Raw genomic sequence first — 22,141 nt, 5'->3', positions numbered from 1 at the left:
GACGCCCCGCCCCCCCGCCCCCCCCGCCGCCGCCCCTGCGGCGACGCGCCCCGCACGACACCTCCTGACCGCGCTGGAACAGGCGATCGTCACCGAGGCCCGGGCCATGCTCGACGCCGGACGCACCGGCCGGATCGTGCTCGGCCTCGACGGACGCCCCTGCGACGACCGCGACCAGGGCACCGTCACTTGCTTCGTCGAGTCCTACGTGCCCGCACCGCGGATGCTCGTCTTCGGCGCCATCGACTTCGCCGCCGCCGTCGTCCGGATCGGCCGCTTCCTCGGCTACCGCGTCACCGTCTGCGACGCCCGGCCCGTCTTCGCCACGAAGCAGCGCTTCCCCGAGGCCGACGAGGTCGTCGTCGACTGGCCGCACCGCTACCTCGACTCCCAGCTCGACCGGATCGACGGGCGCACCGTGCTCTGCGTGCTCACCCATGACGCCAAGTTCGACATCCCGCTGCTGGAACGCGCCCTGCGGCTGCCGGTCGGCTACGTCGGCGCGATGGGCTCGCGCCGCACCCACCGCGACCGCGAGGCGCGGCTGCGCGAGGTCGGGCTCACCGAGGCCGAGATCGGCCGGCTGCGCTCCCCCATCGGCCTCGACCTCGGCGCCCGCACCCCTGAGGAGACGGCCGTGTCCGTCGCCGCCGAGATCATCGCCCACCGGCGCGGCGGCAGCTGCCTGCCGCTCAACGCCGGGGACGGCCCGATCCACCACGAGGCACCGGCCACCCCCGAAGAGCCCCGGGCACGACGCACGCACCGGACGCACGCCGCCTGAGGCCGGCGGTCAGTCGCTCAGCGCCAGCTTCACGCCGAAGCCCACCACCACCGCGCCGGTCACCCGGTCCATCAGCCTCCGAGCAGCCGGGCGGCGCAACCAGCCGCGCAGCGCCTGGGCGAAACCGACCAGGACCGCCGACCACAGCACGCCCTCCACCACGTGGACGCAGGTGAGCGCCACCCCGGCGGCGAAGTGCGGGTCCCCAGCGGGGATGAACTGCGGCAGCACGGCCACGTAGAACACCCCGACCTTGGGGTTCAGCAGATTGGTCAGCGTGCCGCGCCGCCAGCCGTACCCGAAGCCGCCCTCGGCCGGCTCCTCCTCGGCCGCCGCCTCCCCGCCCCGGCTGCGCAGCATGCCGACGCCCATCCACACCAGGTACGCGGCCCCGCCCCAGCGCAGCACCTCGTACGCCACCTGCGAGGCGGTCAGCAGCGCCGTCACCCCGGCCGAGGTCAGCGTCCCCCAGACCAGCGTCCCGGTCTGGATCCCCAGCACCACCCCCCACGCCTGACGCCGCCGCCCGAGCGCGGACGTGCGCAGCACCAGCGCGGTATCGAGCCCGGGTGTCAGCGTGAGCAGCCCCACGACGAGGGCGAAGGACCACAGAGCCGTTGTCATCTCCATGGGCCTCGATGCTCTCACAGGCCCGATGGGGCCCTCGGGTCAACCTCCCGGAGCGAAGCGGGCCTGCGATATACGGGAGCAAGTGTTGCCGATACCGCAGGCCCGCAGGGGCCGCTCAGGTGACGTTGAGGCGGGCTGCCAGGCGCAGGAGGCCGGGGCTGAGGCGGGAGAGGAAGCGGGCGGCCTTGGCCTCGGGGGTGACGGGGACGACCGGCTTGCCGGTGCGGACGGCGGTGAGGATGGCGGTGGCGACCTTCTCCGGGGGGAAGCCGCGGCGGGCGTAGAGCCTGGCGGCGCGGGCCTGCTTGGCGGCCTGCTGGTCGGCGGTGGTCGCGGAGAAGGTGGAGGTGCGGGTGATGTTGGTGTTGACGATGCCCGGGCAGATGGTGGAGACGCCGATGCCGTGCCCGGCGAGTTCGGCGCGCAGGCAGTCCGAGAGCATGAACACCGCGGCCTTGCTGGTCGCGTACGCGGTGAGCGCCTTGGACGGCAGGTAGGCGGCGGCCGAGGAAACGTTGACCAGGTGGCCGCCGCGGCCGCGGTCGGCCATCAGCGTGCCGAAGGCGCGGCAGCCGTGGATGACGCCCCAGAGGTTGACGTCCAGGACGCGCTGCCACTCCTTCTCGGTGGTCTGCAGGAACGTCCCGGAGTGGCCGATGCCGGCGTTGTTGACCACCACGTCGGGCACCCCGTGCTCCTCCGCGACCGTCTGGGCGAAGGCGTCCATCGCAGCGCCGTCGGCGACGTCCACCCGGTAGGCGTGTGCCTGCGGGCCGAGCAGCGAGGCGAGTTCGGCGGTGCGCTCGGCGTCGGCGAGGTCGAGGTCGCAGACCACGACGCGGGCGCCGTCCTCGGCGAAGGCGAGCGCGGTGGCCCGGCCGATGCCGCTGCCGCCGCCGGTGACGACGACCAGCCGGCCGTCGCCCTGCTCCCGGGCCGGCTCGGCGGTCCCGCGTTCGATGCGGGCGGTGAACTCGCGGACCATCTCGGCCACGGTGGCTCCCTTCTCCAGCAGCGCCGACCAGTGGCCGGCGTGCAGCGTCCGTCGGGTCAGCTCGGGCACCCAGCGCTCCAGCCCCTCGGAGAGGAACGGCGCGACGTAGCGGTCCCGGGTGAGGGTGATCAGCTGGACCGGCACCTGCGTCGGCCGCTCGCGCGGACTGCGCAGCGTGGGGCGGAAGTTGGCCCGGTACAGCTCGATGCCGCGGACGGCGTCGCGGCGCAGGCCGGGCTGCGGGTGGTCGGGCCGCGGGGTGACCTGCTCCAGGTCGCGCAGCACCCGCGGCCAGGCCCGGGCCAGGCCCAGGCGCCACACGCCGGGGGCGAGGAAGGGCAGGTGGAAGGCCGTGATGTACCAGGAGTGCAGGCCCTGGTGGAGGAGTTGGCGCAGGTGGCGCGGGGTGGGCCGGCGCATCCGGTGGCGCAGCCAGTACCCCATGTGGTCCAGGCAGGGGCCGGACATGGTGGTGTACGAGGCGATCCGCCGCTCGGAGCCGGGCTCGGTGACGGCCTCCCAGGACTGCAGCGAGCCCCAGTCGTGGGCGACCACGTGCACCGGGCGGTCGGGGCTGACGGCGTCGGCGACCGCGAACAGGTCGGCGGCCAGGTGCTGCAGCCGGTAGCCGTCCCGGGTGGCGGGTACTCCGGACTCGCCGGCGCCGCGCACGTCGTAGCGGACCACGTGGTGGTCGCGGGCGAGGTCGGCGGCGACGTCGTCCCAGACCGCGTGGGTGTCCGGGTAGCCGTGCACCAGGAGGACGGTGGGGGCGGCCGGGTCGCCCTGTTCGAAGACGGCGAGCGGGAGGCCGTCGGAGTGCACGGTGCGGCGGCGCACGGGCGGGGCGGCCGGCGCCTTCGGGGCAGCTGCGGCCTTCGGGGCGTCTGCGGCGGGGGTGGTCATCGGGCGGCCTCCAGGGCAACGTCGTGGGCGGCGCCCGCCGTCCAGCGGCGGACGTGCGGCAGGTCGTCGTCGAGCCAGTGGGCGTCGTCCTCGGTGACCACCAGCAGTTCCTCGAACTTGATGCCCACGCCGCGGAAGCCGATGTGCGGCTCGACCGCCCACAGGCCCGGGGTGGGCGCGTGCCGGGACGACCGGCCGTCCGCCCAGAGCGGTGAACGGCCTTGCAGGCGCTCGGAGATCAGCTCGCGCCCGAGGGTCTGCAGGGTGCGCACGCCGAAGCCGAGGACGTTGACCCCGGCCGGGCCGCGCACGGTGGTGCGGGTGACCTGATGGCCGATCACCCGGCCCGGGTAGACCTGGTGGCGGTTGTCGTAGCCGTGCGCGGCGATCTGCGCGTCCACGGCCGCGTACACCTCGTTGAGCGGACGGCGGGCGCGCACCTCGGCGAGGATCAGCTCGCGGTACACCTGGAGGTCGGCGGCCAGGCGGTCCCAGACCCGGTTCTCACCGACCTTGCCGCCGTAGCCGATGTCGGCGGTGTAGCCGTCGACGATGGGCGCGCAGTCCAGGACGTACGGCATGCCCTCCTCCAGGCGGCGGTTGCCGGCGAAGAACTGGAGCGGGGTGTGGAAGTGCCGGAAGGCCGTGCGGTCGCCGAACCAGGCGAACGGGACGTGGAAGAAGTCCTGCACCCCGGCGGCGACCAGGCGGCGTCGCAGTTCGGAGGTGGCCTGGCGCTCGGTGACGCCCGGCTCGATCCAGGCGGCGACCTGTTCGGCGCAGTCGTAGGCGAGTTGCTGGGTCTCGCGGAAGCGGGCGAGGTCGCGCTCGTCGTAGGGGAAGGTCGGGGGGTTCGCCATCGGGGCTCCTTCTACAGGTCGAGCACGCTACAGGTCGAGCACCAGGGTCTCGCCCTCGGCGGCCCGGGAGACGCAGGGCAGCACGGCGCCGGCGGCACGCTGCTCGGGGGTGAGCCGGCGGTCCCGGTGCTCGGGCGCACCGGCCAGCAGGCGGACCTCGCAGGTGCCGCAGAAGCCCTGGTGGCAGGAGTACGGGAGGTCGGGGCGGGCTTCGCGCAGCACGTCCAGGGCGGAGCGGTCGGCGGGGACCTCCAGCGCCGGGCCGTCGACGCCCAGCCGCAGGGCGAAGGGCTCGCCGCCGATGATCGGGGCGGCGCCGAAGCGCTCGAAGTGCAGGGCGGTGGAGGGGGATTCGTCCAGGGCGCGCTGCACGGCGGTGAGCATCGGGGCCGGGCCGCAGCAGTAGACGGCGGCGCCGTGCGGGGCGTGGGCGAGCAGGTCGGCGCCGGTCGGCACGCCGTGCTCGTCGTCGGTGCGCAGCACCACCCGGCGCGGGTCGAGGGCGCGCAGCTCGTCCGCGTACGGGAGGGTGTCGGCGCTGCGGCCGACGTGCACCAGGCGCCAGTCCAGGCCGTGCCGCTGCGCCTCGCGGGCCATCGGGAGCAGCGGGGTGATGCCGATGCCGCCGGCGAGCAGCAGGACGGCGGGCTCGGCGCAGAAGGCGAAGCCGTTGCGCGGGCGGCGGGCGGTGAGGCGGCTGCCGGGGTGCAGGGTGTCGTGGATCTCGACGGAGCCGCCGCCGCCCTCGGGCAGTCGCCGTATGGCGATCCGGTAGGCGGCGCGGTCGGCGGGGTCGCCGCAGAGCGAGTAGTGGCGTTCGCGGCCGGAGGGCAGGGCGAGGCGCAGGTGGGCGCCGGGCTGCCAGCCGGGGAGCGGGCCGCCGGAGGGGTCGGCGAGTCGCAATTCGACGACGTCGGAGGCGAGTTGGCGGCGGGCGGCGACGACCAGCTGGAGCGGCGGGGTGGGGCGGCTGAGCGGGCGGCGGGGGTTGCGGCGCAGCAGGGGGCTGCCGAGGGCTGGGGTGTAGCGGTCGCCGAAGGCGGTGAGCCGGCGCATGAACGCGTCGGCGCGGGGGCGGCCGTAGAGGTCGGGGGGCGGGTTGAGCAGGTCCATCCGGCGGTCCTTGGCGTCTGGGAGGGGGCGCGGGCGACGGGTGACAAGTTTCAGAGTTCAGATTTCAGATAACAGATAACGTTTTCTGTTATCTGTTATCTGTTATCTGAAATCTGTCGTCTGAACCCTGTCAGTGGCCCCCTGCCGCCGCGCGGGCGGCAGGGGAGGCGGCGAGGTAGCCGAGGGCCTGGCTGGAGGAGCCCTCCTGGGTGGGGTGGTAGCCGGGCCGCAGGTAGCGCAGGCCGGAGCGGATCGACCGGAGCGGGTCGGGCAGCAGGCCGCGCTTGGCGATCTTGCCGGCCTCGCGCCAGGTGGGCTTGAGCCGTCCGCCGAGGGTGGGGTCGGCGGCGAGCAGGAAGCGGGCGCCGCGCACCCAGAGGTGGACGAGCAGCGGCCCGGAGACCGCCATGCCGCGGACCCTGCGCAGGTAGCCGGGGTCGAGGTGGACCATCAGGTCGAAGGCGACACTGCGGTGTTCGACCTCCTCGGCGCCGTGCCAGCGCAGTAGGTCGAGCATCGTCGGGTCGGCCTTGGCGCGGTCCAGGCCAGGGGAGTTGAGCGCCCAGTTGCCGAGGAAGGCGGTGAAGTGCTCGATCGCCGCCACGAAGGCGACCCGCTCGATGAGGTTCTCGCGTCGCCGCGCGGGGCTGAGCCCGGGCTTGTCACCGAGGACGCGCTGGAACAGCCAGGCGATCTGCCGGACGTACGGACGCGGGTCGAGCCCCTGGCCGAGCAGGTGGTCGAGGACCTCCTGGTGCGCCTCGGCGTGGATGGCCTCCTGGCCGATGAACCCGAGGACCTCCTCGCGCAGTTGCTCGTCGCGGATGAGCGGCAGCGCCTCCTTGAAGACCTTGACGAACCAGCGCTCGCCCTCGGGCAGCAGCAGGTGCAGCACGTTGATGACGTGGGTGGCCATCGGCTCGTCAGGAATCCAGTGCAGCGGCAGCCGGTCCCAGTCGAAGCGGACGTCCCGGGGTTCGAGGACGAGGCTGTCGTGGACGCGCGCGGCGGGGACGGCAAGGGCGGGTACGGGGGTTGAGCGGGGCACGGCAGGCCCTCCTGACCTCGGGGCGGCGGCTCGACTCAGGGAAACGTACTCGCGGGTAGCGGTCGGGACAAGGGGTTCGGCGACTCTTATCGACATCGAGTCTAATAAGTGACGCACTCCGGGGCCGTCACCGGAAACGCTTGCGAACGGACGCGCCCGTGAACGAACACGCCTGCGAACCAGCGCGCCTGTGAACCAACACGCCCGCAGACAAACACGCGAGCCCCGCCGGATCACTCGGATCCGGCGGGGCCCACGGGAGCGACCGGCCGTCAGACCGCCATCGCCAGCATCAGCGGCGCCGCCCTGGCCGCCAGCAGTTCGGCGGCGGCCTTCAGCTTGTGCACGTTGTCCACCGGCATCGACGTGGCCAGGCAGCCGACCGTGCTGCCCGCCGTGATCGGGACGGCCGCGCACACCGTGCCGAGCGCGTACTCCTGGATGTCCAGCACCGGCACGGTGGCCGGCTGCCGCTCCAGCCGGTGCATCAGCTGGTCGGCGTCGGTGACGGTCCGGGAGGTGAGCCGGGCCACCGGGTGGCGGGAGAGGTGGTCCCAGCGGGCGTCCGCGTCGAGCTGGCCGAGCAGGCACTTGCCGATCGCGCTGGCGTGCGCGGTGGCCCGGAAGTCCACCCACTCCTGCACGGCCGGAGCGTACTCGGCCGCGGACACCGCCTCCACCGACAACTCGCCGTCGTGGTAGCGGGTGAAGTACACGGCCGCGCCCAACTCGTCCCGCAGCTCGGCGAGTTTGCGGTTCAGCCGGGCCTTCACCAGCTGCTCCCGGTTGTGCTGGCCGAGCAGGGCGAAGGTACCGCCGAGCACCCAACCGCCGTCCTGGCACTGGAGGTAGCCCTCGATCTCCAGGATCTCGGCGAGCTGCCGGACGGTCGGCAGGCCGAGCGAGGTCTCCCGCGCGAGGGCGACCAGGGTGGCACCGTCAGGATGCCGGTCGACGGCCTCCAGCAGTCTGAGGGCGTGCTGCAGGGAGGTGAACGGGCCGGCGAGGCCCTGGTCCAGCGCGGCGTGGCGACCCGGGGCTGGTGTCGACATGTCGTCCCCTTCCGATGTCCCCCCACGGAGCGACCGCGGGCGCCCTCCAGCCTATCGACCCGGCGGGCCCGGCGACTGCCGTCCGTGAATATCCGTGAACATTCCGTGGAGCACCCACCGATCGCCTGGAGGAACGGTAGTGGAGGACAGCACGACGGACCCCTCCCCCACTGCCCCGGGGGGGAGGAGCCCGTCCCGCGGCCGCCGGGTTGCGGGGCCCCGGCGGCCGGTGGGGGCGGGTCAGTCGGTCAGCGGGGCGTCACGCGAGGCGCGGCACGACGGGGTGGCCCAGCCCTCGTTGCACGTGGCACGCCATAGCGAGGCGGCTCAGCCCTCGTCGCCCGCCCGCAGCTTGGCGACGGCCGCCTCCAGGCGGGCGCCGTACTCCTCGTCCGCGGCGTGGAAGTGGGCGAGGTTCTTCTCGACCACGTCGTCGCGGCTCACCTGGGCGAGGAAGCCCGCGATGTTGTCGATCAGCCGGGTCCTCTCGCCCGCGGACATCAGCCGGTACAGTTCGCCGGCCTGGAAGAAGTCGTCGTCCTTGGTGTGGGCCGGCGTGGTGTAGGTGCCCGTGTAGCCGTCCAGCCGGACCGGCGCGGCGAGCGCGGTGTCGGTCTGGGCGGGGCCGTCGTACGAGTTGGGCTCGTAGTTCTTGCCGCGGCCGGACTTGTTGACGGCGTGGAGGCCGTCGCGGCCGTAGTTGTCCGCCTCGGTGGCGCGCGGGGCGTTCACCGGCAGCTGGGTGTGGTTGACGCCGAGGCGGTAGCGCTGGGCGTCGGCGTAGGCGAACAGGCGGCCCTGGAGCATCTTGTCCGGGGAGGGGCCGATGCCGGGCACGAAGTTGTTCGGCGAGAACGCGGACTGCTCGACGTCGGCGAAGACGTTCTCCGGGTTCCTGTTGAGCACCAGGCGGCCGACCTTGACCAGCGGGTAGTCGGCGTGCGGCCACACCTTGGTGAGGTCGAACGGGTTGAAGCGGTAGTCCGCGGCCTCGGCCACCGGCATCAGCTGGACGTAGAGGGTCCAGGACGGGAACACGCCGCGCTCGATGGCCTGGTGCAGGTCGCGCTGGTGCGAGTCGGCGTCGGCACCGAGCACCTCGGCGGACTGGTCGCCGTCCAGCGAGCGGATGCCCTGGTTGGTCTTGAAGTGGTACTTGACCCAGTAGGCGTCGCCCTCGGCGCTGACCCACTGGTAGGTGTGCGAGCCGTAGCCGTTCATGTGGCGGTAGGAGGCCGGGATGCCGCGGTCGCCGAACAGCCAGGTGATCTGGTGGGTCGAGGCGGGCGAGTGGGCCCAGAAGTCCCAGACGTTGTCCGCCTCCTGCACGCCGGTGTACGGGTCGCGCTTCTGCGAGTGGATGAAGTCGGGGAACTTGAGCGGGTCCTTGATGAAGAACACCGGGGTGTTGTTGCCGACCAGGTCGTAATTGCCCTGCGCGGTGTAGAACTTCAGCGCGAAGCCGCGCGGGTCGCGCACCGCGTCGCTGGAGCCCAGGTTGCCGGCCACGGTGGAGAACCGCAGGAAGACCTCGGTGCGCTTGCCGACCTCGGCGAGGAAGTCCGCGCGGGTGTACTGCGACACCTCGTCGGTGACCTCGAAGTAGCCGTACGCGCCGGAGCCGCGGGCGTGCACGACGCGCTCCGGGATGCGCTCGCGGTTGAAGCGGGCCAGCTTCTCCAGCAGCTGCTGGTCCTGGATCAGCAGCGGGCCGTACTCGCCGGCCGAGGCCGAGTTCTGGTTGTCGGCGACCGGGGCGCCGGACTCCGTGGTCAGGATCTTGGACATGGAGGGTCCTTCAGGTGTCGATAAAAGCAGTGCGTGGAGAGTGAAGTGACGCAGCGTCAGATTGTGGCGCAGGGCTCCGCCTGATCGCCGAACGGGCGCCGGATCGCCGAACGGGCGTCAGGCGCCCAGCAGGCGCCACACCGCCGAGCGGCGGCGGGAGGAGTGCTCGCCGTCGGGGCCGTCGGCGGGCCGGAGCGCGGCGACGGCCCCGGCGGCCGCGGTCTGGTCCGCCAGCGGGCGGGCGGCGGTCAGCGCGGCGGCCTCGTCGGCGGTCAGGCCGGCCTCGGTGAGGGCCGCGGCGGCCTCGGCGGCCGGGACGGCGTTGAACCAGCGCAGTGCGAGGGCCGCGCGGCCGGCCTCGGTGAGGCGGCCGGTGAGCCGGAGGCGGGCGAGGCCGCCGTCCGGGTGGACGTTGATGCGCACGTGGGTCACCGGGCGGCCGGCGTCGAGCCGGAAGCGGTGCCGGGTGTCGGGCTGCAGGCGGGTGCGGGGCAGGATCTCGAACCATTCGCCGTCGGCCGGGTCCGCCCCGGTCGAGGCGTCGAAGCCGACGAGGTCGGCCCAGCCGGGGGCATTGGCGACGAAGTGGGTGGTGTCCACCTCGGCGGCCAGGGCCTCACCGCCCCCGGCCAGGGCGATCTGCACCCAGTCGTTGGCCTTGTCGCGCCGACGCCGGGTCTCCCAGCCCTCGCCCATGACGGAGGCGCGGCCGGGAGCGTTCAGGTTGTGCGGGGAGGAGAAGTAGCGGTCGGACGCCGCCTCGGCCACGCCGCCGTACTCCTGGGCGGCCAGGTCGAAGGTGAGGCCGTCCAGTTCGCGCGGGTCGGGCAGCACCTCGCCGTGGACGCGCAGCCGGGCGACGCCGCCGTCCGGGAAGATGTTGAGGCGGATGTGGGTGTAGCGGTTGGCGTCCTCGACGGCGAACTCGTGGGCGGTGTCGCCCTGGAGCGGGGTGCGCGGCACCAGCGTGGTCCACTCGGCGTCCGCGACTTCCTCGGGCGAGGGGTGGCCGGGCACGGAGGCGGCCTCGACGGAGGCGCTCTCCGGGTAGTTGCCGGTGAAGTGGGCGGTGTCCACGACCAGGCCGCGGACCACACCGCCGGCGCCGAGCCGGACGATCGCCCAGTCGTGGTCCTGGTCGGTGGGGTGGGGCTGGTCGGCGGAGACGCCGCGGCGGCGCTTGGACTCCCAGCCGTCCATGATCTGGCCCTTGTGGCCGAAGGTGTGCGGGCGGAACTCGGCGGGCTTGGCGACCAGGAGGTTCTCGGCGTCGGCGAAGGTGTCCTCGTTGGTGGCGACGACGCCCGCGCCGAGCAGCCGCGAGGCCAGGTTGACCAGCTCGGTGAAGGGAGCGCTCGGGGTGTCGGCAGTGGTCACGAAGTCTCCTCAGGACGGGCGATCGGACGGGGTGGTGGGGGCGGCGGCGGGCCGGGTGAGCGGGCGGCCGAAGGGCTCGGCCGAGACGTCCACCGCGCGGCCGCGCAGCCAGGTGGTGCGGACCGCGCCGGTCAGCGTCCGGCCCGCGTACGGGGTCACGGGGTTGCGGTGGTGCAACTCGCGGGGGTGAACGGCGAATTCGCCGTCGGGGTCGAAGGCGACCAGGTCGGCGTCGCAGCCCGCCGCGATGGCGCCCTTGACCCCGGTGAGGCCGGCGAGTTCGGCCGGTCCGGCGGACATCCAGCGGACCACGTCGGCGAGGCCGTGGCCGCGGCGGCGGGCCTCGGTCCAGATCGCCGGCAGGCCCAGTTGCAGGGAGGCGATGCCGCCCCAGGCGGCCGCGAAGTCACCGCTGCCGCCGTACTCGGGCAGCAGCTTGAGGTCGGGGGTGGAGGGCGAGTGGTCGGAGACGACGGCGATGAACTCGCCGTCCGCCAGGGCCTGCCAGAGCAGGTCGCGGTTGGTCTCGTCGCGGATCGGCGGGCAGCACTTGAAGGCGGTGTCGCCATCCGACACCTGCTCGGCCGCCAGGGTCAGGTAGTGCGGGCAGGTCTCGGCGGTGACCTGGACGCCGTCCTCGCGGGCCTGGCGCAGCAGCGGCAGCACGGCGGCGGAGGAGACGTGCAGGATGTGGACGCGGGCGCCGGTGCGCCGGGCGGTGTCGAGCAGGACGGCGACGGCAGCGGTCTCCGCGTCGGCGGGGCGGGAGGCGAGGAAGTCGCGGTAGTGGACGCCGGGTTGCTGCGGGGCGGCGGCCAGCACGGCCGGGTCCTCGGCGTGGATGATCGCCAGCGCCCCGAGCCGGGCCTGCTCGGCCAGCGCGGCCTCCAGGTCCGCGGCCTCGACGTGCGGGAACTCGTCGACGCCGGAGGGGGCGAGGAAGCTCTTGAAGCCGAACACGCCGGCCTCGTGCAGCGGTGCGAGGTCCGGGACGTTGCCGGGGACGGCGCCGCCCCAGAAACCGAGGTCGACCCAGGCCTGGCCGTCCGCGGCCTTCCGCTTGGCGGCCAGGCCGTCCAGCGTGGTGGTGGGCGGGACGGAGTTGAGCGGCATGTCGATGATCGTGGTGACGCCGCCGGCCGCGGCGGCCCGGGTGGCGGTGGCGAAGCCCTCCCACTCGGTGCGGCCGGGCTCGTTGACGTGCACGTGGGTGTCGACCAGGCCGGGCAGCAGGGCGGTGTCGCCGAGGTCGGCGAGGCCGCCGTCGCCGTCGGGTCGGTCGCCCGCGAGGAGCGAGCCGTACGCGGCGACCTGCTCGATCTTCCCGTCCCGGATCAGCACGTCGGCGGGGCGCTCACCGTCGGGCAGGACCACCCGTCGGGAGCGGATCACCGCTGGCTGGCTGAAAGGCATGGGAGACCTCCGAAACCTGGAAGTTGGGGGTGGGCGCCGGGCAGGAACCGGGCTTGAACCGGGCGGGGAACCGGGAGGGAACCGGGCGGGGAAGCGAAGGATTGCCGGGAGCCTAGGCCCGCCTTCAACAAAACGTCAATGGAGGAACGTACGAGGGAAACGTACGGGGGATCCGCACGCCCCATCGGCATGAGGGATCGGCCCGACCGATCGGCGTGCGGGACCGGGGTGCGGCGGATCGGCACGAGGGATCAGCCGGCCAGCAGCTCGCCCGCCAGCCGCTCCCCCGCGACCTCGGCCAGCTCGCCGGCCTTGGTCATGCTGTCCCCCGGCCGCTCGGCGAGGTCAGTGAGGGCGATCGCGGCGGTGAACCCGGCGGCCCGCCACTCGGGCTCGGACAGCTCCAGCCGCCCCGCCACGGCAGCTACCCGAACCCCCGCCCGGGCGGCCGCCGCGGCAACGCCGGCGGGGGCCTTGCCGTGGAGCGTCTGCGCGTCCAGACAGCCCTCGCCGGTCACGACGAGGCGTGCCCCACGCACGGCCTCGTCGAAACCCAGCAGTTCGAGCAGCAGCTCGATACCGGGTCGCATGGTGGCGCCGAGCAGCGCGAGGGCGGCGAAGCCCACCCCGCCGGCGGCCCCGGCGCCGGGGGCGTCGCGCACGTCCCGTCCGGTGGCCAGGGCGACCTGGTCGGCGAAGCGGGTCAGGCCCTCCTCCAGGATCACCAGGTCGTCGCCGTCGGCGCCCTTCTGCGGGCCGTAGACGGCGGTGGCGCCGCGCGGGCCGAGCAGCGGGTTGTCCACGTCGCAGGCCACGACGATCTCGACGCCGGCCAGCACGTCGGCCAGCGGGCCGGGCTCGATCCGGTCGAGCCTGCGCAACGCGGCTCCGCCGGGGGGCAGTTCGGCGCCCTCCGCGTCGAGCAGGCGGGCCCCGAGGGCCTGGACCATGCCCGCGCCGCCGTCGGTGCAGGCGCTGCCGCCGAGGCCGAGCACGATCCGCTTGGCGCCGAGCGCCACGGCCCGGCCGATCAGCTGGCCGACGCCGTAGGAACCGGCCGCGAGCGGGGCGGTGCGGCCGCCGGGGAGCCGGGCGAGACCGGAGGACTGCGCCAGCTCGACCACGGCGGTGTCCTCCCACACGGCCAGCGCGGCGTCCACCGGCAGGCCGGTCGGGCCGGCCACCTTGGCCGGGACGCGGGTGAAGCCGGCCGCGAGCGCGGCGGCCAGGGTGCCCTCGCCGCCGTCGGCGACGGGCAGTTCGCGCACCTCGACGCCGGGCGCGGCGCGCCGGACGCCGGCGGCGATCCGGGCGGCGACCTCGGCGCCCTCCAGGGTGCCCTTGAACTTGTCGGGAGCTACGACCACATGGCCCTGGTGGGGGGTGACGGGCATGGTGCGGTCCTCACTTCCGTACGGGGTCTGGCGATGTTTCGACAGCCTGTGCCAAGCATGGGCCCGGGTGCACCTGGGGTGCGACCCCCCGTCAGGAGAAACGTCCCCGCTCGGGAGACTCGGGAGATACGCCCCCGGTCAGGAGATACGCCTCCGGTCAGGAGATACGCCTCCCGCCGGGAGGGTGCGACTCCCGGCGGGAGGGTGCGACCCCCTCCCCGCCGTTCCCCTCGTCCCGCTTCCGACGTACGAGAGGCTCCCCTCGGCGGGGAGGGGGCCAGGCGAGGCGTACCGGCACGACCGAAGTGCCCCCGACAGGGGAGTACGCCTCACCGGCTGGATCGACCGGCGGGCGAGCGGATGAGCCCCGGCCCGCCTGCCGGTCGGGTCTGGCCTCCTGGTGGCGCGGGCACGACCGGATGAGGTACACGCCACCAGGAGGAGTTCACGGGGGCCCCGAGGGGCCCCGGGGCCCTACTTGACCTCGCGGCCCGAGAGGCGCTCGACACCGCGCAGCAGCGCCGAGTGGTCGAGCGAGCCGTCGCCGTTGGCGCGGGCGGAGGCGACCAACTGGGCCACCACGGCGCCGACCGGCAGCGCGGCGCCCACGGCGCGGGCGGCGTCGGTGACGATGCCCATGTCCTTGTGGTGCAGGTCGATCCGGAAGCCGGGGGCGAACTCGCGGCCGACCATGTTCGCCTTCTTGCGGTTCAGCACGGTCGAACCGGCCAGGCCGCCACCGAGCACGTCCAGCGCGGCGGGCAGGTCGACGCCGGCGTTCTCCAGGAACACCACGGCCTCGGCGAGCACCTGGATGTTGACGGCGACGATCAGCTGGTTGGCGGCCTTGACGGTCTGGCCGGCGCCGGACGGGCCGACGTGGATGACCGTGGTGCCCAGGACGTCGAACAGCGGCTTGGCCTCGGCGAAGTCCTCGGCGGCACCGCCGACCATGATCGACAGCACCGCCTCGACGGCACCGGCCTCGCCACCGGAGACCGGGGCGTCCAGGGTACGCACGCCCTTCTCCTTGGCGGCCGCCTCGACCTTCTGGGAGGTCTGCGGGGTGATCGAGGACATGTCGATCACGAGGGTGCCGGGCCTGGCGTTCTCCAGCACGCCGCCCTCGCCCAGGACGGCCTGCTCGACGTGCGGGTCCGCCGGAACCATGGTGATGACGACCTCGGCGTCCTTCACCGCGTCCGCGATGCTGGTGGCGCCGTGGCCGCCGGCCGCGACCAGGGCGTCGATCTGCGGCTGGGTGAGGTTGTAGCCGGTGACGTGGTGGCCGGCCTTGACCAGGTTGGCGGCCATCGGGCTGCCCATGATGCCGAGGCCGATGAAGGCGATCTTGCGGCTCATCGCGTCGTTCCTTACGTCGTTCGTGGGGTGGGGAGGGTGGTGGGCCGGGCTTGCTCGGCGGCGTGTGGCCCGCCTACGCAGCGGTGCCGTGCCCGCTCACACGGCGGCGGTGCTCGCCTACTCGGCGCCTACTCGGCGGCTGCTCGGCGGCGCGATGCTCGCGCGGCAGCCACCCGAAGCTGTCGGCGCTGACGCCGGTGGAGGGCCGGTACTCCAGGCCGATCGGGCCGGTGTAGCCGGCGGCGGTGAGCCGGGCGAAGAGGTCCTCGAAGTCCAGCCCGCCGGTGCCGGGCTCGTTGCGGCCCGGGTTGTCGGCGATCTGCACGTGGCCGAACCGGTCGGCGTAGGCGTCGATGACGGCCGGCAGGTCCTCGCCGTTCCTGGCCAGGTGGTACAGGTCGCAGAGGAACTTCGCGTTGCCCAGGCCGGTGGCGGCGTTGACCTTGTCGACCACCTCGACCGCGGCGGCCGCGGAGACCAGCGGGTAGTCCGGGGACTCCGCCGTGTTGAGGGCCTCGATCAGCAGGATCGCACCGATCTCGTGCGCGGCCCCGGCGGCGAGCACCAGGTTCTCCAGCGCGAGGGCGTCCTGCTCGGCGGCCGCGACGCCTTCGATCCGGTTGCCGTACAGCGCGTTGAGCGCCTTGGCGCCGAGCGAGGCGGCGAGCCCCGCGGCGACCGGGACGTTGGCCCGGAAGCGGTCCTTCTCGGAGGGCACCGAGACGGTGCCGCGGGCCCCGAGGGTGAGGTCGTCCAGGAAGTTGAGGCCGGTGAGCCGCACGCCCGCGTCTCCGAAGGCCTTGCGGAGGGTGTCCAGCTCGCCTTCGGACGGGGTGGGCTCGGCGCCGAAGGGCCACCACAGCTCGGCGGCGGTGAAACCGGCGGCGGCGGCCGCGGCGGGACGCTCCAGCAGCGGCAGTTCGCCGAACAGGATCGACAGGTTGACCGTGAAGCTGTGCCGGGAAGCGGCCGTCACGTCACTCACCTCTCACTCTCTTCCGAGATCCGCAACTTCCACGATCCGGAAGAGGGATTCTGCTTGGTGGAAGCATCTCCGGCTCGGCGGGCAGGTGTCAAGACCGCCGCAACATTTTGTTGAAGAAGTCCGGACGCGAACCCGGAACCCCCTCCCGCCGGCACCGCGGCCGTCGGATCGACCGGCCCCTGCCCGCCCGCACCGGCGCTCGCTACAGTGAGCACGTGCGATTGATGGTGGAGTTCACGACAGAACCGTTCGAACTGGACACGTTCCCCGAGCACGCCGCGGCGGCCCGCCAGGTCGTCGACGAGGCCGGCCTGGCCGTCTCGGTCGGCCCCTTCGGGACCGGCGCCGAGGGCGAGGCCGACCAGGTGCTCGCCGCGGTGACCAAGCTGCTCCGGGAGACCCTGACCGCGGGCGCGACCCGGATCTCGGTCCAGGTCAGCGTGCTCGGCGAGGAGGGCGGTACGCCGTGACCGAGCACGTGGAACACCCGCTCGCCCTGGCGATCAAGCCGCTGCTGGACGCCGTCGGCGCGACGCCCGTCCGACTGGACGAGGCGAAGTCCGAGGACGTCGTCCTGGAGTGGGAGGGCACCCCGGCGCTCGCCGTCCGGCTGCCGCACCTGAGCAGTGCCCTGGACCGGCTGCTGGCCGAGATGGCCCGCCAGTTCGACGGCCGCCCGCTGGCCGAGCTGGACCGCGGGGAGAAGCAGCGGGTCGTCGCCCTCCTGGAGGAGCGCGGCGCCTTCACCGTCCGCCACGGGGTCGAGACGGTCGCCTCGGCGCTCGGCGTCAGCCGGTTCACGGTGTACAACTACCTCAACCGCCAGGACGGCACGAAGCCCTCCTGACCCCGACCGATCCCCCGGTCGATTCCCCGGTCGATTCCTCCAGCACTTCCGCCAGGACTTCCTCCTGACGGAAACCTTCCGAACGGACGGACCCCGCCGGCGCGGCCAGTCCGAACCAGCCCCCGGCGGGGCGCACTTGGCGAATCGCACACGAATCGCGCCGGCAACGGCGGCCGGTTCAAAACGTAACCACCAACCGTTCAACAAAGTGTTGACGGCCGGGTGGGGTGGATCTAGCTTGTGCGGGTGGCACCACTCTTCAGGAGGTCCACCCGTGACCAACCACCCCCACACCCTTGACGCCCTGGCCGCGGCCGACACCGCGGACCTGGAAGCCGTTCTGCTGGAGGTCTGCTCCAGCCCCCACTGGGCCGCCGACGTCGCGCGGGCCAGGCCCTGGCCCGACCGGGAGTCCCTGCTCACCGCCAACGCGGCGGCCATGGCCGGGCTGACGGTCGCCGACCTGCACGACGCGATGGCCGGCCACGCCCGGATCGGCAAGCCCAGGACCGGCGACGCCAGCTCGCAGCGGGAGCAGGCCGGCGTCCAGGGCGCGGACCGAGCCCTCCTCGACGAACTGCACGAGGCCAACACCGCCTACGAGGCCAAGTTCGGTCACGTGTTCCTGATCTGCGCGACCGGCCGCACCGCGGCCACCATGCTCGCCGCCCTGCGCGAGCGCCACACCAACGACGCCGCCACCGAGGCGGAGATCGTCCGGGGCGAACTGCGCAAGATCAACGACATTCGGCTCAATCGCCTGCTCGACGCATCCTGACAGGCCCTGGCAAACCCTGACAGATCCTGACGGATCGTTAGAATTTACTGACGAATGATCACCTCTGCCATCAGTAAGGTCACTTCACCCATGACTGGCATCTCCACCCACGTGCTCGACACCAGCCTCGGCCGCCCGGCCGAGGGCGTCCCGGTCGAGCTCGCACTGCACACCGAGGGTGGCTGGCAGGTGCTCGGCACCTCCGCCACGGACTCCGACGGCCGGGCCAAGGACCTGCCGGCCGTGGAGGCGGGCTCGGTCGTCCGGCTGCTCTTCGACACCCGCGCCTACCACGCGCTCAAGTCCGCGGAGCCGCCGTTCTTCCCCGAGGTCTCGATCGTCTTCACGGTCGCGCCCGCGCAGCACCACTACCACGTGCCGCTGCTGCTCAACCCGTTCGGATACTCGGTCTACCGCGGAAGCTAGTAGACCGACCTGGAAGCTCTAGGAGCCACGTCATGGCCCACGTGCTCGGTCAGAACCAGTACGGCAAGGCGGAGAACCGCATCGTGCGGGTCTACCGCGACTCCACCCGGCACGAGATCAAGGACCTGAACGTCTCGGTCTCCCTCCGGGGCGAGTTCGAGGACGTCCACCTCACCGGGTCGAACGCCAACTGCCTCCCCACCGACACCACCAAGAACACCGTGTACGCCTTCGCCAAGGAGCACGGGATCGAGTCGGCCGAGGCCTTCGGCATCATCCTGGCCCGCCACTTCGTCGACGACACCGAGCGCGGCGTCGTGCACAGCGCCCGGATCCGGATCGAGGAGTACGCCTGGGACCGGATCAAGACCCCGGACAACTCGGCCCGCTTCATCGGCTCGGAGGAGGTCGGCCACTCCTTCGTCCGCAACGGCCAGGAGACCCGCACCACCGAGATCGTCTACGACGGCGAGACCGTCCAGGTCGTCTCCGGCCTCAAGGACCTCATCGTCATGAACTCCACCAACTCGGAGTTCTGGGGCTACATCAAGGACAAGTACACCACCCTGCAAGAGGCGTACGACCGCATCCTCGCCACCCAGGTCACTGCTCGCTGGAAGTACGGCTACGACGGCCGGGACGGCCAGGCCCAGCCCAACTGGAACCGCTCCTACACCCACGTGCGGCGGCACCTGCTGGAGGCCTTCGCCGAGACCTACTCCTACTCGCTGCAGCAGACCCTGCACTCGATGGGCACCCGGGTCCTCAACAACCGCGCCGAGGTCGACGAAGTCCGCCTGGAGCTGCCCAACAAGCACCACTTCCTCGTCGACCTGGAGCCCTTCGGCCTCAAGAACGACAACGAGGTCTACTACGCCGCCGACCGGATGTACGGCCTCATCGAGGGCACCGTGCACCGCGAGGGCGTCGCCCCGGTCATCCCCGTCGCCTGACCGCCCCACCCCCATGGACACCGCCCGGAATCGCCGCACCCGCCGGCCCCCGAACGCCGGCCGCGTCCGGGCGGGCCGCAGTACCCGCACCACCAGCCCCACCAGCACGATCTGCCCCACCAGCGCCACCCGTTCCACCAGTTTCTCCACCCCCACCCACCGGAGTTCGTGTCTGCCTCGCGGCGGCCGGCCCGGGGCACTGGAGAAGCGCCCCGAGGGACTCCTGCACCGCCGTCCCGCCCTCGGGGCAGCTCCAGCGCCGCGGGCGCGCCGGGAGTCACGGGCACAAGAGGGGCTCGACATGGCACCCAGCGACACCAGCAGTAAAGACGGCGGTTCCACCCCGGAAAGAACCCCTGGCCCGGACGGCACGTCGGCACACCTCCCCGGTGAGCCGTCCGGGCCCGGAACCCACCCCGTGGACGAGTTGCTGCCCCCGGTGAAGCTCTTCTCCACCGGACTCCAGCACGTCGCCGCGATGTACGCGGGAGTCGTCGCACCCCCGCTCATCGTCGGCGCCGGCGTCGGGCTCTCCCCCGCCGAACTCGCCCTGCTCATATCGGCCAGCCTGTTCACCGCCGGACTGGCCACCCTGCTCCAGACCCTCGGCATCTGGAAGATCGGCGCGCGACTGCCGTTCGTCAACGGCGTCTCCTTCGCGGGAGTCGCGCCCATGATCGCCATAGCCAAGGGCTCCATCGAAAGAACGGGGGGCCCGAAGGACGCCCTCCCGGTGATCTTCGGAGCGGTGATCGTCGCGGGGATCCTGTGCTTCCTCGCGGCACCGTACTTCTGCAAGCTCATCCGGTTCTTCCCCCCGGTCGTCCAGGGCACCGTGATCACCCTCATCGGGGTGTCCCTGCTTCCGGTGGCGGTCAACTGGGCGCGCGGCGGCTCGCCGGGCGCCCCCGGATACGGCTCCATGCGGGCCGTCGGGCTCGCCGCGATCACCCTCGTCGCGGTGGTGCTCTGCAACCGGCTGCTGCGCGGCTTCTGGCAGCAGCTCTCGTTGCTCATCGGCCTGGCGCTCGGCACCCTGATCGCCTTCCCGCTGGGCCTGGCCGACTTCGGCGCGGTCAAGGACGCGAAGGTCTTCGCGCTCCCCTCCCCGTTCCACTTCGGCGCGCCCGTCTTCGACGCCGCCGCGATCGTCTCGATGTGCATCGTCATGGTGGTCGCCATGACCGAGTCCACCGCCGACATGCTCGCCCTGGGCAAGATCGTCGAGCGCGAGGCCGACGAACCCACGCTCGCCGCCGGCCTGCGGGCCGACGGACTGGCCACCGCGCTCAGCCCCGTCTTCAACGGCTTCGCCGCCAGCGCCTTCGCCCAGAACATCGGGCTGGTGGCGCTGACCAAGATCCGCAGCCGCTTCGTGGTCGCGGCCGGCGGCGGCATCCTGATCCTGCTCGGGCTCTTCCCCGTGCTCGGGTCGCTCGTCTCCCTGGTGCCGCAGCCCGTCCTGGGCGGCGCCGGGATCGTGCTCTTCGGCACCGTCGCGGCGAGTGGCATCCGCACCCTCGCGGAGGCTGGGATGGAGTCCAGCTCGAACACCATCCTGGTGTCCGTGTCGCTCGGCGTCGGCATCATCCCCATCGCGGTGCCGACCTTCTACGACTCCTTCCCGGAGGCCGTCCGGACCCTGATGCACTCCGGGATCTCGGTCGGCTGCGTGATGGCCGTCCTGCTCAACCTGCTCTTCCACCACGTCGGAGCCGCCCGCCGGACCAGATCCGGCAAGACCTCCGGCGCGACGGTGCCGACGGCGACACCGTCCTGACCGGCCCGGGAGGGGCGCACGCCGCTTGGCGCACGCCCCTCCCGGCCCTCCCCCATAGGAGTGACACCATGGCAGTCCAGCCCCCACCCGCCGACCAGCGGATCGTCATCGAGAACGTCGCGATCGCCACCGTCGACGCCGCCGACACCGAGTACGCCCGCGGCCACGTGGTCATCCTCGGCAACACGATCGAGTCGGTCGGCGACGGACCTGCCCCGCAGTGGCTGGACAACGTGGTGCGCCGGATCAACGGCGAGGGCCACCTGATCACCCCCGGCCTGGTCAACACCCACCACCACTTCTACCAGTGGATCACCCGCGGCCTCGCCCAGGACGACATCCTCTTCGACTGGCTCGTCGCCCTCTACCCGACCTGGGCCCGGATCGACGAGAAGCTGGTCCACGCCGCGAGCCAGGGCTCCGCCGCCGCCCTCCTCAAGTCCGGCTGCACCACGGCCTCCGACCACCACTACGTCTTCCCCAAGGACGGCGGCGACGTCCTCGGCGCCTCCATCGAAGCCGTCCAGGAGCTCGGCCTGCGGTTCACCGCGCTGCGCGGCTCCATGGACCGCAGCAAGAAGGACGGCGGCCTCCCGCCGGACCACGCGGTCGAGGAGCTCGACGACATCCTCACCGCCTCCGAGGCCGCCGTGGACACCTACCACGACTCCTCCTTCGGCTCGATGCTGCACGTCGCGATCGCGCCCTGCTCGCCGTTCTCGGTCTCCACCGACCTGCTCCGCCAGTCCGCCGAACTCGCCCGCCGCAAGGGCGTCCGGCTGCACACCCACGGCTCGGAGACCGCCGAGGAGGAGCAGTTCTGCAAGGAACTGTTCGGCATGGGCCCGACCGACTACTTCGAGTCCGTCGGCTGGCTCGGCGAGGACGTCTGGATGGCGCACTGCGTCCACATGAACGACTCCGACATCGCCAAGTTCGCCGAGACCGGCACCGGCGTGGCCCACTGCCCCTCCTCCAACGCCCGGCTGGCCGCCGGGATCGCCCGCGTCCCCGACATGCTCAGGGCCGGCGTCCCGGTCGGCCTCGGCGTCGACGGCACCGCCTCCAACGAGTCCGGCGAACTCGGCACCGAGCTGCGCAACGCCCTGCTGATCAACCGTCTGCACGGCTCCCCGACCGCCCTCACCGGCCGCCAGGCGCTGCGGCTGGGCACCATGGGCGGCGCCCGGGTGCTCGGCCGCCAGGACGAGATCGGCTCGATCGAGGTCGGCAAGCTCGCCGACCTGGCGCTGTGGAAGATCGACGGCGTCCTGCACTCCTCCATCGCCGACCCGGTCGCCGCCCTCACCTTCGGCGCCCTGCCGCCGCTGGCCGTGCTGTTCGTCAACGGCAACGCCGTCGTCGAGAAGGGCCAGCTGACCACCGTCAACGAGGACCGGATCGCCCGCGCCTGCGCCCGTGCCGCCAAGGAGCTCGCCGCCCGGCCGCTCTGACGCCCCGCTGCTGCTCCTCCACCCCTGAACTCCGGGCCGCCCAGGGACGGTGCGTGACCCGGACTCCGCAACCCGGCCTTCCCGGCCGGCGCGCGGACCGCCGCCCCCCCCCCCCCCCGCGCGGGGGGGGGGGGGGGGGGGCCCGGGGGGGGGGGGGCGGGTGGGCGGCCACCGCCCCCAAAACACAGAATTCGAAT

Annotated in this window: 20 protein-coding genes; 8 read left to right on the top strand and 12 right to left on the bottom strand. The window is 72.8% G+C overall.

What is annotated here, in order from left to right; genetic code table 11:
• The coding region (locus tag ACFV61_RS00260; protein ID WP_380489166.1) for an XdhC family protein at window positions 1-784 on the top strand (784 nt) is incomplete at its 5' end.
• A gap of 9 nt (window positions 785-793) precedes the next feature.
• On the opposite strand, the gene ACFV61_RS00255 is transcribed toward ACFV61_RS00260, so the two are convergent.
• From ACFV61_RS00255 to ACFV61_RS00200, 12 genes are all read right to left on the bottom strand, one after another.
• Window positions 794-1,414 carry a LysE family translocator gene (locus ACFV61_RS00255; RefSeq protein WP_380489163.1) on the bottom strand — a complete coding sequence of 207 codons (621 nt, stop codon included), beginning with the start codon at window positions 1,412-1,414 and terminating at the stop codon, window positions 794-796.
• 115 nt (window positions 1,415-1,529) lie between these two features.
• Window positions 1,530-3,314, bottom strand: a complete 1,785-nt coding sequence (locus ACFV61_RS00250; RefSeq protein WP_380489161.1) for an SDR family oxidoreductase — start codon at window positions 3,312-3,314, stop codon at window positions 1,530-1,532.
• Window positions 3,311-4,174 carry a M24 family metallopeptidase gene (locus ACFV61_RS00245; RefSeq protein WP_380489158.1) on the bottom strand — a complete coding sequence of 288 codons (864 nt, stop codon included), beginning with the start codon at window positions 4,172-4,174 and terminating at the stop codon, window positions 3,311-3,313. The genes ACFV61_RS00250 and ACFV61_RS00245 overlap by 4 nt, the downstream gene beginning before the upstream one ends.
• A 27-nt stretch (window positions 4,175-4,201) precedes the next feature.
• Complete coding sequence (locus ACFV61_RS00240; protein ID WP_380489156.1) at window positions 4,202-5,287, bottom strand: PDR/VanB family oxidoreductase; 1,086 nt, start codon at window positions 5,285-5,287, stop codon at window positions 4,202-4,204.
• A gap of 130 nt (window positions 5,288-5,417) precedes the next feature.
• The gene (locus ACFV61_RS00235; protein ID WP_063350014.1) at window positions 5,418-6,335 is read right to left on the bottom strand and encodes a metal-dependent hydrolase; all 918 of its coding nucleotides are present in this window, start codon (window positions 6,333-6,335) and stop codon (window positions 5,418-5,420) included.
• A 272-nt stretch (window positions 6,336-6,607) separates the two neighbouring features.
• Entirely contained in the window at window positions 6,608-7,387 is a 780-nt protein-coding gene (locus ACFV61_RS00230; protein WP_063350013.1) for an IclR family transcriptional regulator, read from the bottom strand.
• Between the two features lie 327 nt (window positions 7,388-7,714).
• A complete protein-coding gene (locus tag ACFV61_RS00225; protein ID WP_063350012.1) occupies window positions 7,715-9,175 on the bottom strand; it encodes a catalase in 1,461 nt (486 codons plus the stop codon).
• Between the two features lie 117 nt (window positions 9,176-9,292).
• Window positions 9,293-10,552 (bottom strand): allantoicase, encoded by a 1,260-nt coding sequence (alc, locus tag ACFV61_RS00220; protein ID WP_380340201.1) that lies wholly within the window; start codon window positions 10,550-10,552, stop codon window positions 9,293-9,295.
• A 9-nt stretch (window positions 10,553-10,561) separates the two neighbouring features.
• Window positions 10,562-11,965, bottom strand: a complete 1,404-nt coding sequence (allB, locus tag ACFV61_RS00215) for an allantoinase AllB (protein ID WP_380489153.1) — start codon at window positions 11,963-11,965, stop codon at window positions 10,562-10,564.
• Between the two features lie 251 nt (window positions 11,966-12,216).
• Window positions 12,217-13,359 carry a glycerate kinase gene (locus tag ACFV61_RS00210; protein WP_380489152.1) on the bottom strand — a complete coding sequence of 381 codons (1,143 nt, stop codon included), beginning with the start codon at window positions 13,357-13,359 and terminating at the stop codon, window positions 12,217-12,219.
• Between the two features lie 474 nt (window positions 13,360-13,833).
• Window positions 13,834-14,721 (bottom strand): 2-hydroxy-3-oxopropionate reductase, encoded by an 888-nt coding sequence (locus ACFV61_RS00205; protein WP_363367147.1) that lies wholly within the window; start codon window positions 14,719-14,721, stop codon window positions 13,834-13,836.
• Between the two features lie 73 nt (window positions 14,722-14,794).
• Window positions 14,795-15,706, bottom strand: a complete 912-nt coding sequence (locus ACFV61_RS00200) for a TIM barrel protein (protein ID WP_380489149.1) — start codon at window positions 15,704-15,706, stop codon at window positions 14,795-14,797.
• 224 nt (window positions 15,707-15,930) lie between these two features.
• On the opposite strand from ACFV61_RS00200, the gene ACFV61_RS00195 reads away from it, so the two are divergent.
• From ACFV61_RS00195 to ACFV61_RS00165, 7 genes are all read left to right on the top strand, one after another.
• Entirely contained in the window at window positions 15,931-16,176 is a 246-nt protein-coding gene (locus tag ACFV61_RS00195) for a thiamine-binding protein (RefSeq protein ID WP_079136014.1), read from the top strand.
• Window positions 16,173-16,553: a helix-turn-helix domain-containing protein gene (locus ACFV61_RS00190; protein WP_380489147.1), complete on the top strand. Its 381-nt coding sequence runs from the start codon at window positions 16,173-16,175 to the stop codon at window positions 16,551-16,553. Before ACFV61_RS00195 ends, ACFV61_RS00190 begins: the two co-directional genes overlap by 4 nt.
• Window positions 16,554-16,827: 274 nt before the next feature.
• Window positions 16,828-17,331 (top strand): 2-oxo-4-hydroxy-4-carboxy-5-ureidoimidazoline decarboxylase, encoded by a 504-nt coding sequence (gene uraD, locus ACFV61_RS00185; RefSeq protein ID WP_380489145.1) that lies wholly within the window; start codon window positions 16,828-16,830, stop codon window positions 17,329-17,331.
• 90 nt (window positions 17,332-17,421) lie between these two features.
• Window positions 17,422-17,757: a hydroxyisourate hydrolase gene (uraH, locus tag ACFV61_RS00180; protein ID WP_063350005.1), complete on the top strand. Its 336-nt coding sequence runs from the start codon at window positions 17,422-17,424 to the stop codon at window positions 17,755-17,757.
• A 32-nt stretch (window positions 17,758-17,789) separates the two neighbouring features.
• Window positions 17,790-18,710, top strand: a complete 921-nt coding sequence (gene pucL, locus ACFV61_RS00175; protein ID WP_380489143.1) for a factor-independent urate hydroxylase — start codon at window positions 17,790-17,792, stop codon at window positions 18,708-18,710.
• Between the two features lie 301 nt (window positions 18,711-19,011).
• Complete coding sequence (locus tag ACFV61_RS00170; protein ID WP_380489141.1) at window positions 19,012-20,490, top strand: nucleobase:cation symporter-2 family protein; 1,479 nt, start codon at window positions 19,012-19,014, stop codon at window positions 20,488-20,490.
• A gap of 68 nt (window positions 20,491-20,558) precedes the next feature.
• A complete protein-coding gene (locus tag ACFV61_RS00165) occupies window positions 20,559-21,944 on the top strand; it encodes an 8-oxoguanine deaminase (RefSeq protein ID WP_380489138.1) in 1,386 nt (461 codons plus the stop codon).
• Window positions 21,945-22,141 lie beyond the last annotated feature (197 nt).

Origin of the sequence: Kitasatospora sp. NPDC059817 (assembly GCF_042731835.1) — a bacterium.
GTDB lineage: Bacteria > Actinomycetota > Actinomycetes > Streptomycetales > Streptomycetaceae > Kitasatospora.
The sequence above is the reverse complement of the archived record's forward strand: the minus strand, read 5'-3'. Positions and strand labels throughout refer to the sequence as shown.

Coding starts and splice junctions, on each gene's coding strand:
- ACFV61_RS00205 (WP_363367147.1), bottom strand. CDS start 14,721: ATGAGCCGCAAGATCGCCTTCATCGGCCTCGGCATCATGGGCAGCCCG.
- allB (WP_380489153.1), bottom strand. CDS start 11,965: ATGCCTTTCAGCCAGCCAGCGGTGATCCGCTCCCGACGGGTGGTCCTG.
- ACFV61_RS00240 (WP_380489156.1), bottom strand. CDS start 5,287: ATGGACCTGCTCAACCCGCCCCCCGACCTCTACGGCCGCCCCCGCGCC.
- ACFV61_RS00195 (WP_079136014.1), top strand. CDS start 15,931: ATGGTGGAGTTCACGACAGAACCGTTCGAACTGGACACGTTCCCCGAG.
- ACFV61_RS00245 (WP_380489158.1), bottom strand. CDS start 4,174: ATGGCGAACCCCCCGACCTTCCCCTACGACGAGCGCGACCTCGCCCGC.
- ACFV61_RS00170 (WP_380489141.1), top strand. CDS start 19,012: ATGGCACCCAGCGACACCAGCAGTAAAGACGGCGGTTCCACCCCGGAA.
- pucL (WP_380489143.1), top strand. CDS start 17,790: ATGGCCCACGTGCTCGGTCAGAACCAGTACGGCAAGGCGGAGAACCGC.
- ACFV61_RS00255 (WP_380489163.1), bottom strand. CDS start 1,414: ATGGAGATGACAACGGCTCTGTGGTCCTTCGCCCTCGTCGTGGGGCTG.
- ACFV61_RS00165 (WP_380489138.1), top strand. CDS start 20,559: ATGGCAGTCCAGCCCCCACCCGCCGACCAGCGGATCGTCATCGAGAAC.
- ACFV61_RS00250 (WP_380489161.1), bottom strand. CDS start 3,314: ATGACCACCCCCGCCGCAGACGCCCCGAAGGCCGCAGCTGCCCCGAAG.
- ACFV61_RS00225 (WP_063350012.1), bottom strand. CDS start 9,175: ATGTCCAAGATCCTGACCACGGAGTCCGGCGCCCCGGTCGCCGACAAC.
- ACFV61_RS00230 (WP_063350013.1), bottom strand. CDS start 7,387: ATGTCGACACCAGCCCCGGGTCGCCACGCCGCGCTGGACCAGGGCCTC.
- ACFV61_RS00210 (WP_380489152.1), bottom strand. CDS start 13,359: ATGCCCGTCACCCCCCACCAGGGCCATGTGGTCGTAGCTCCCGACAAG.
- uraH (WP_063350005.1), top strand. CDS start 17,422: ATGACTGGCATCTCCACCCACGTGCTCGACACCAGCCTCGGCCGCCCG.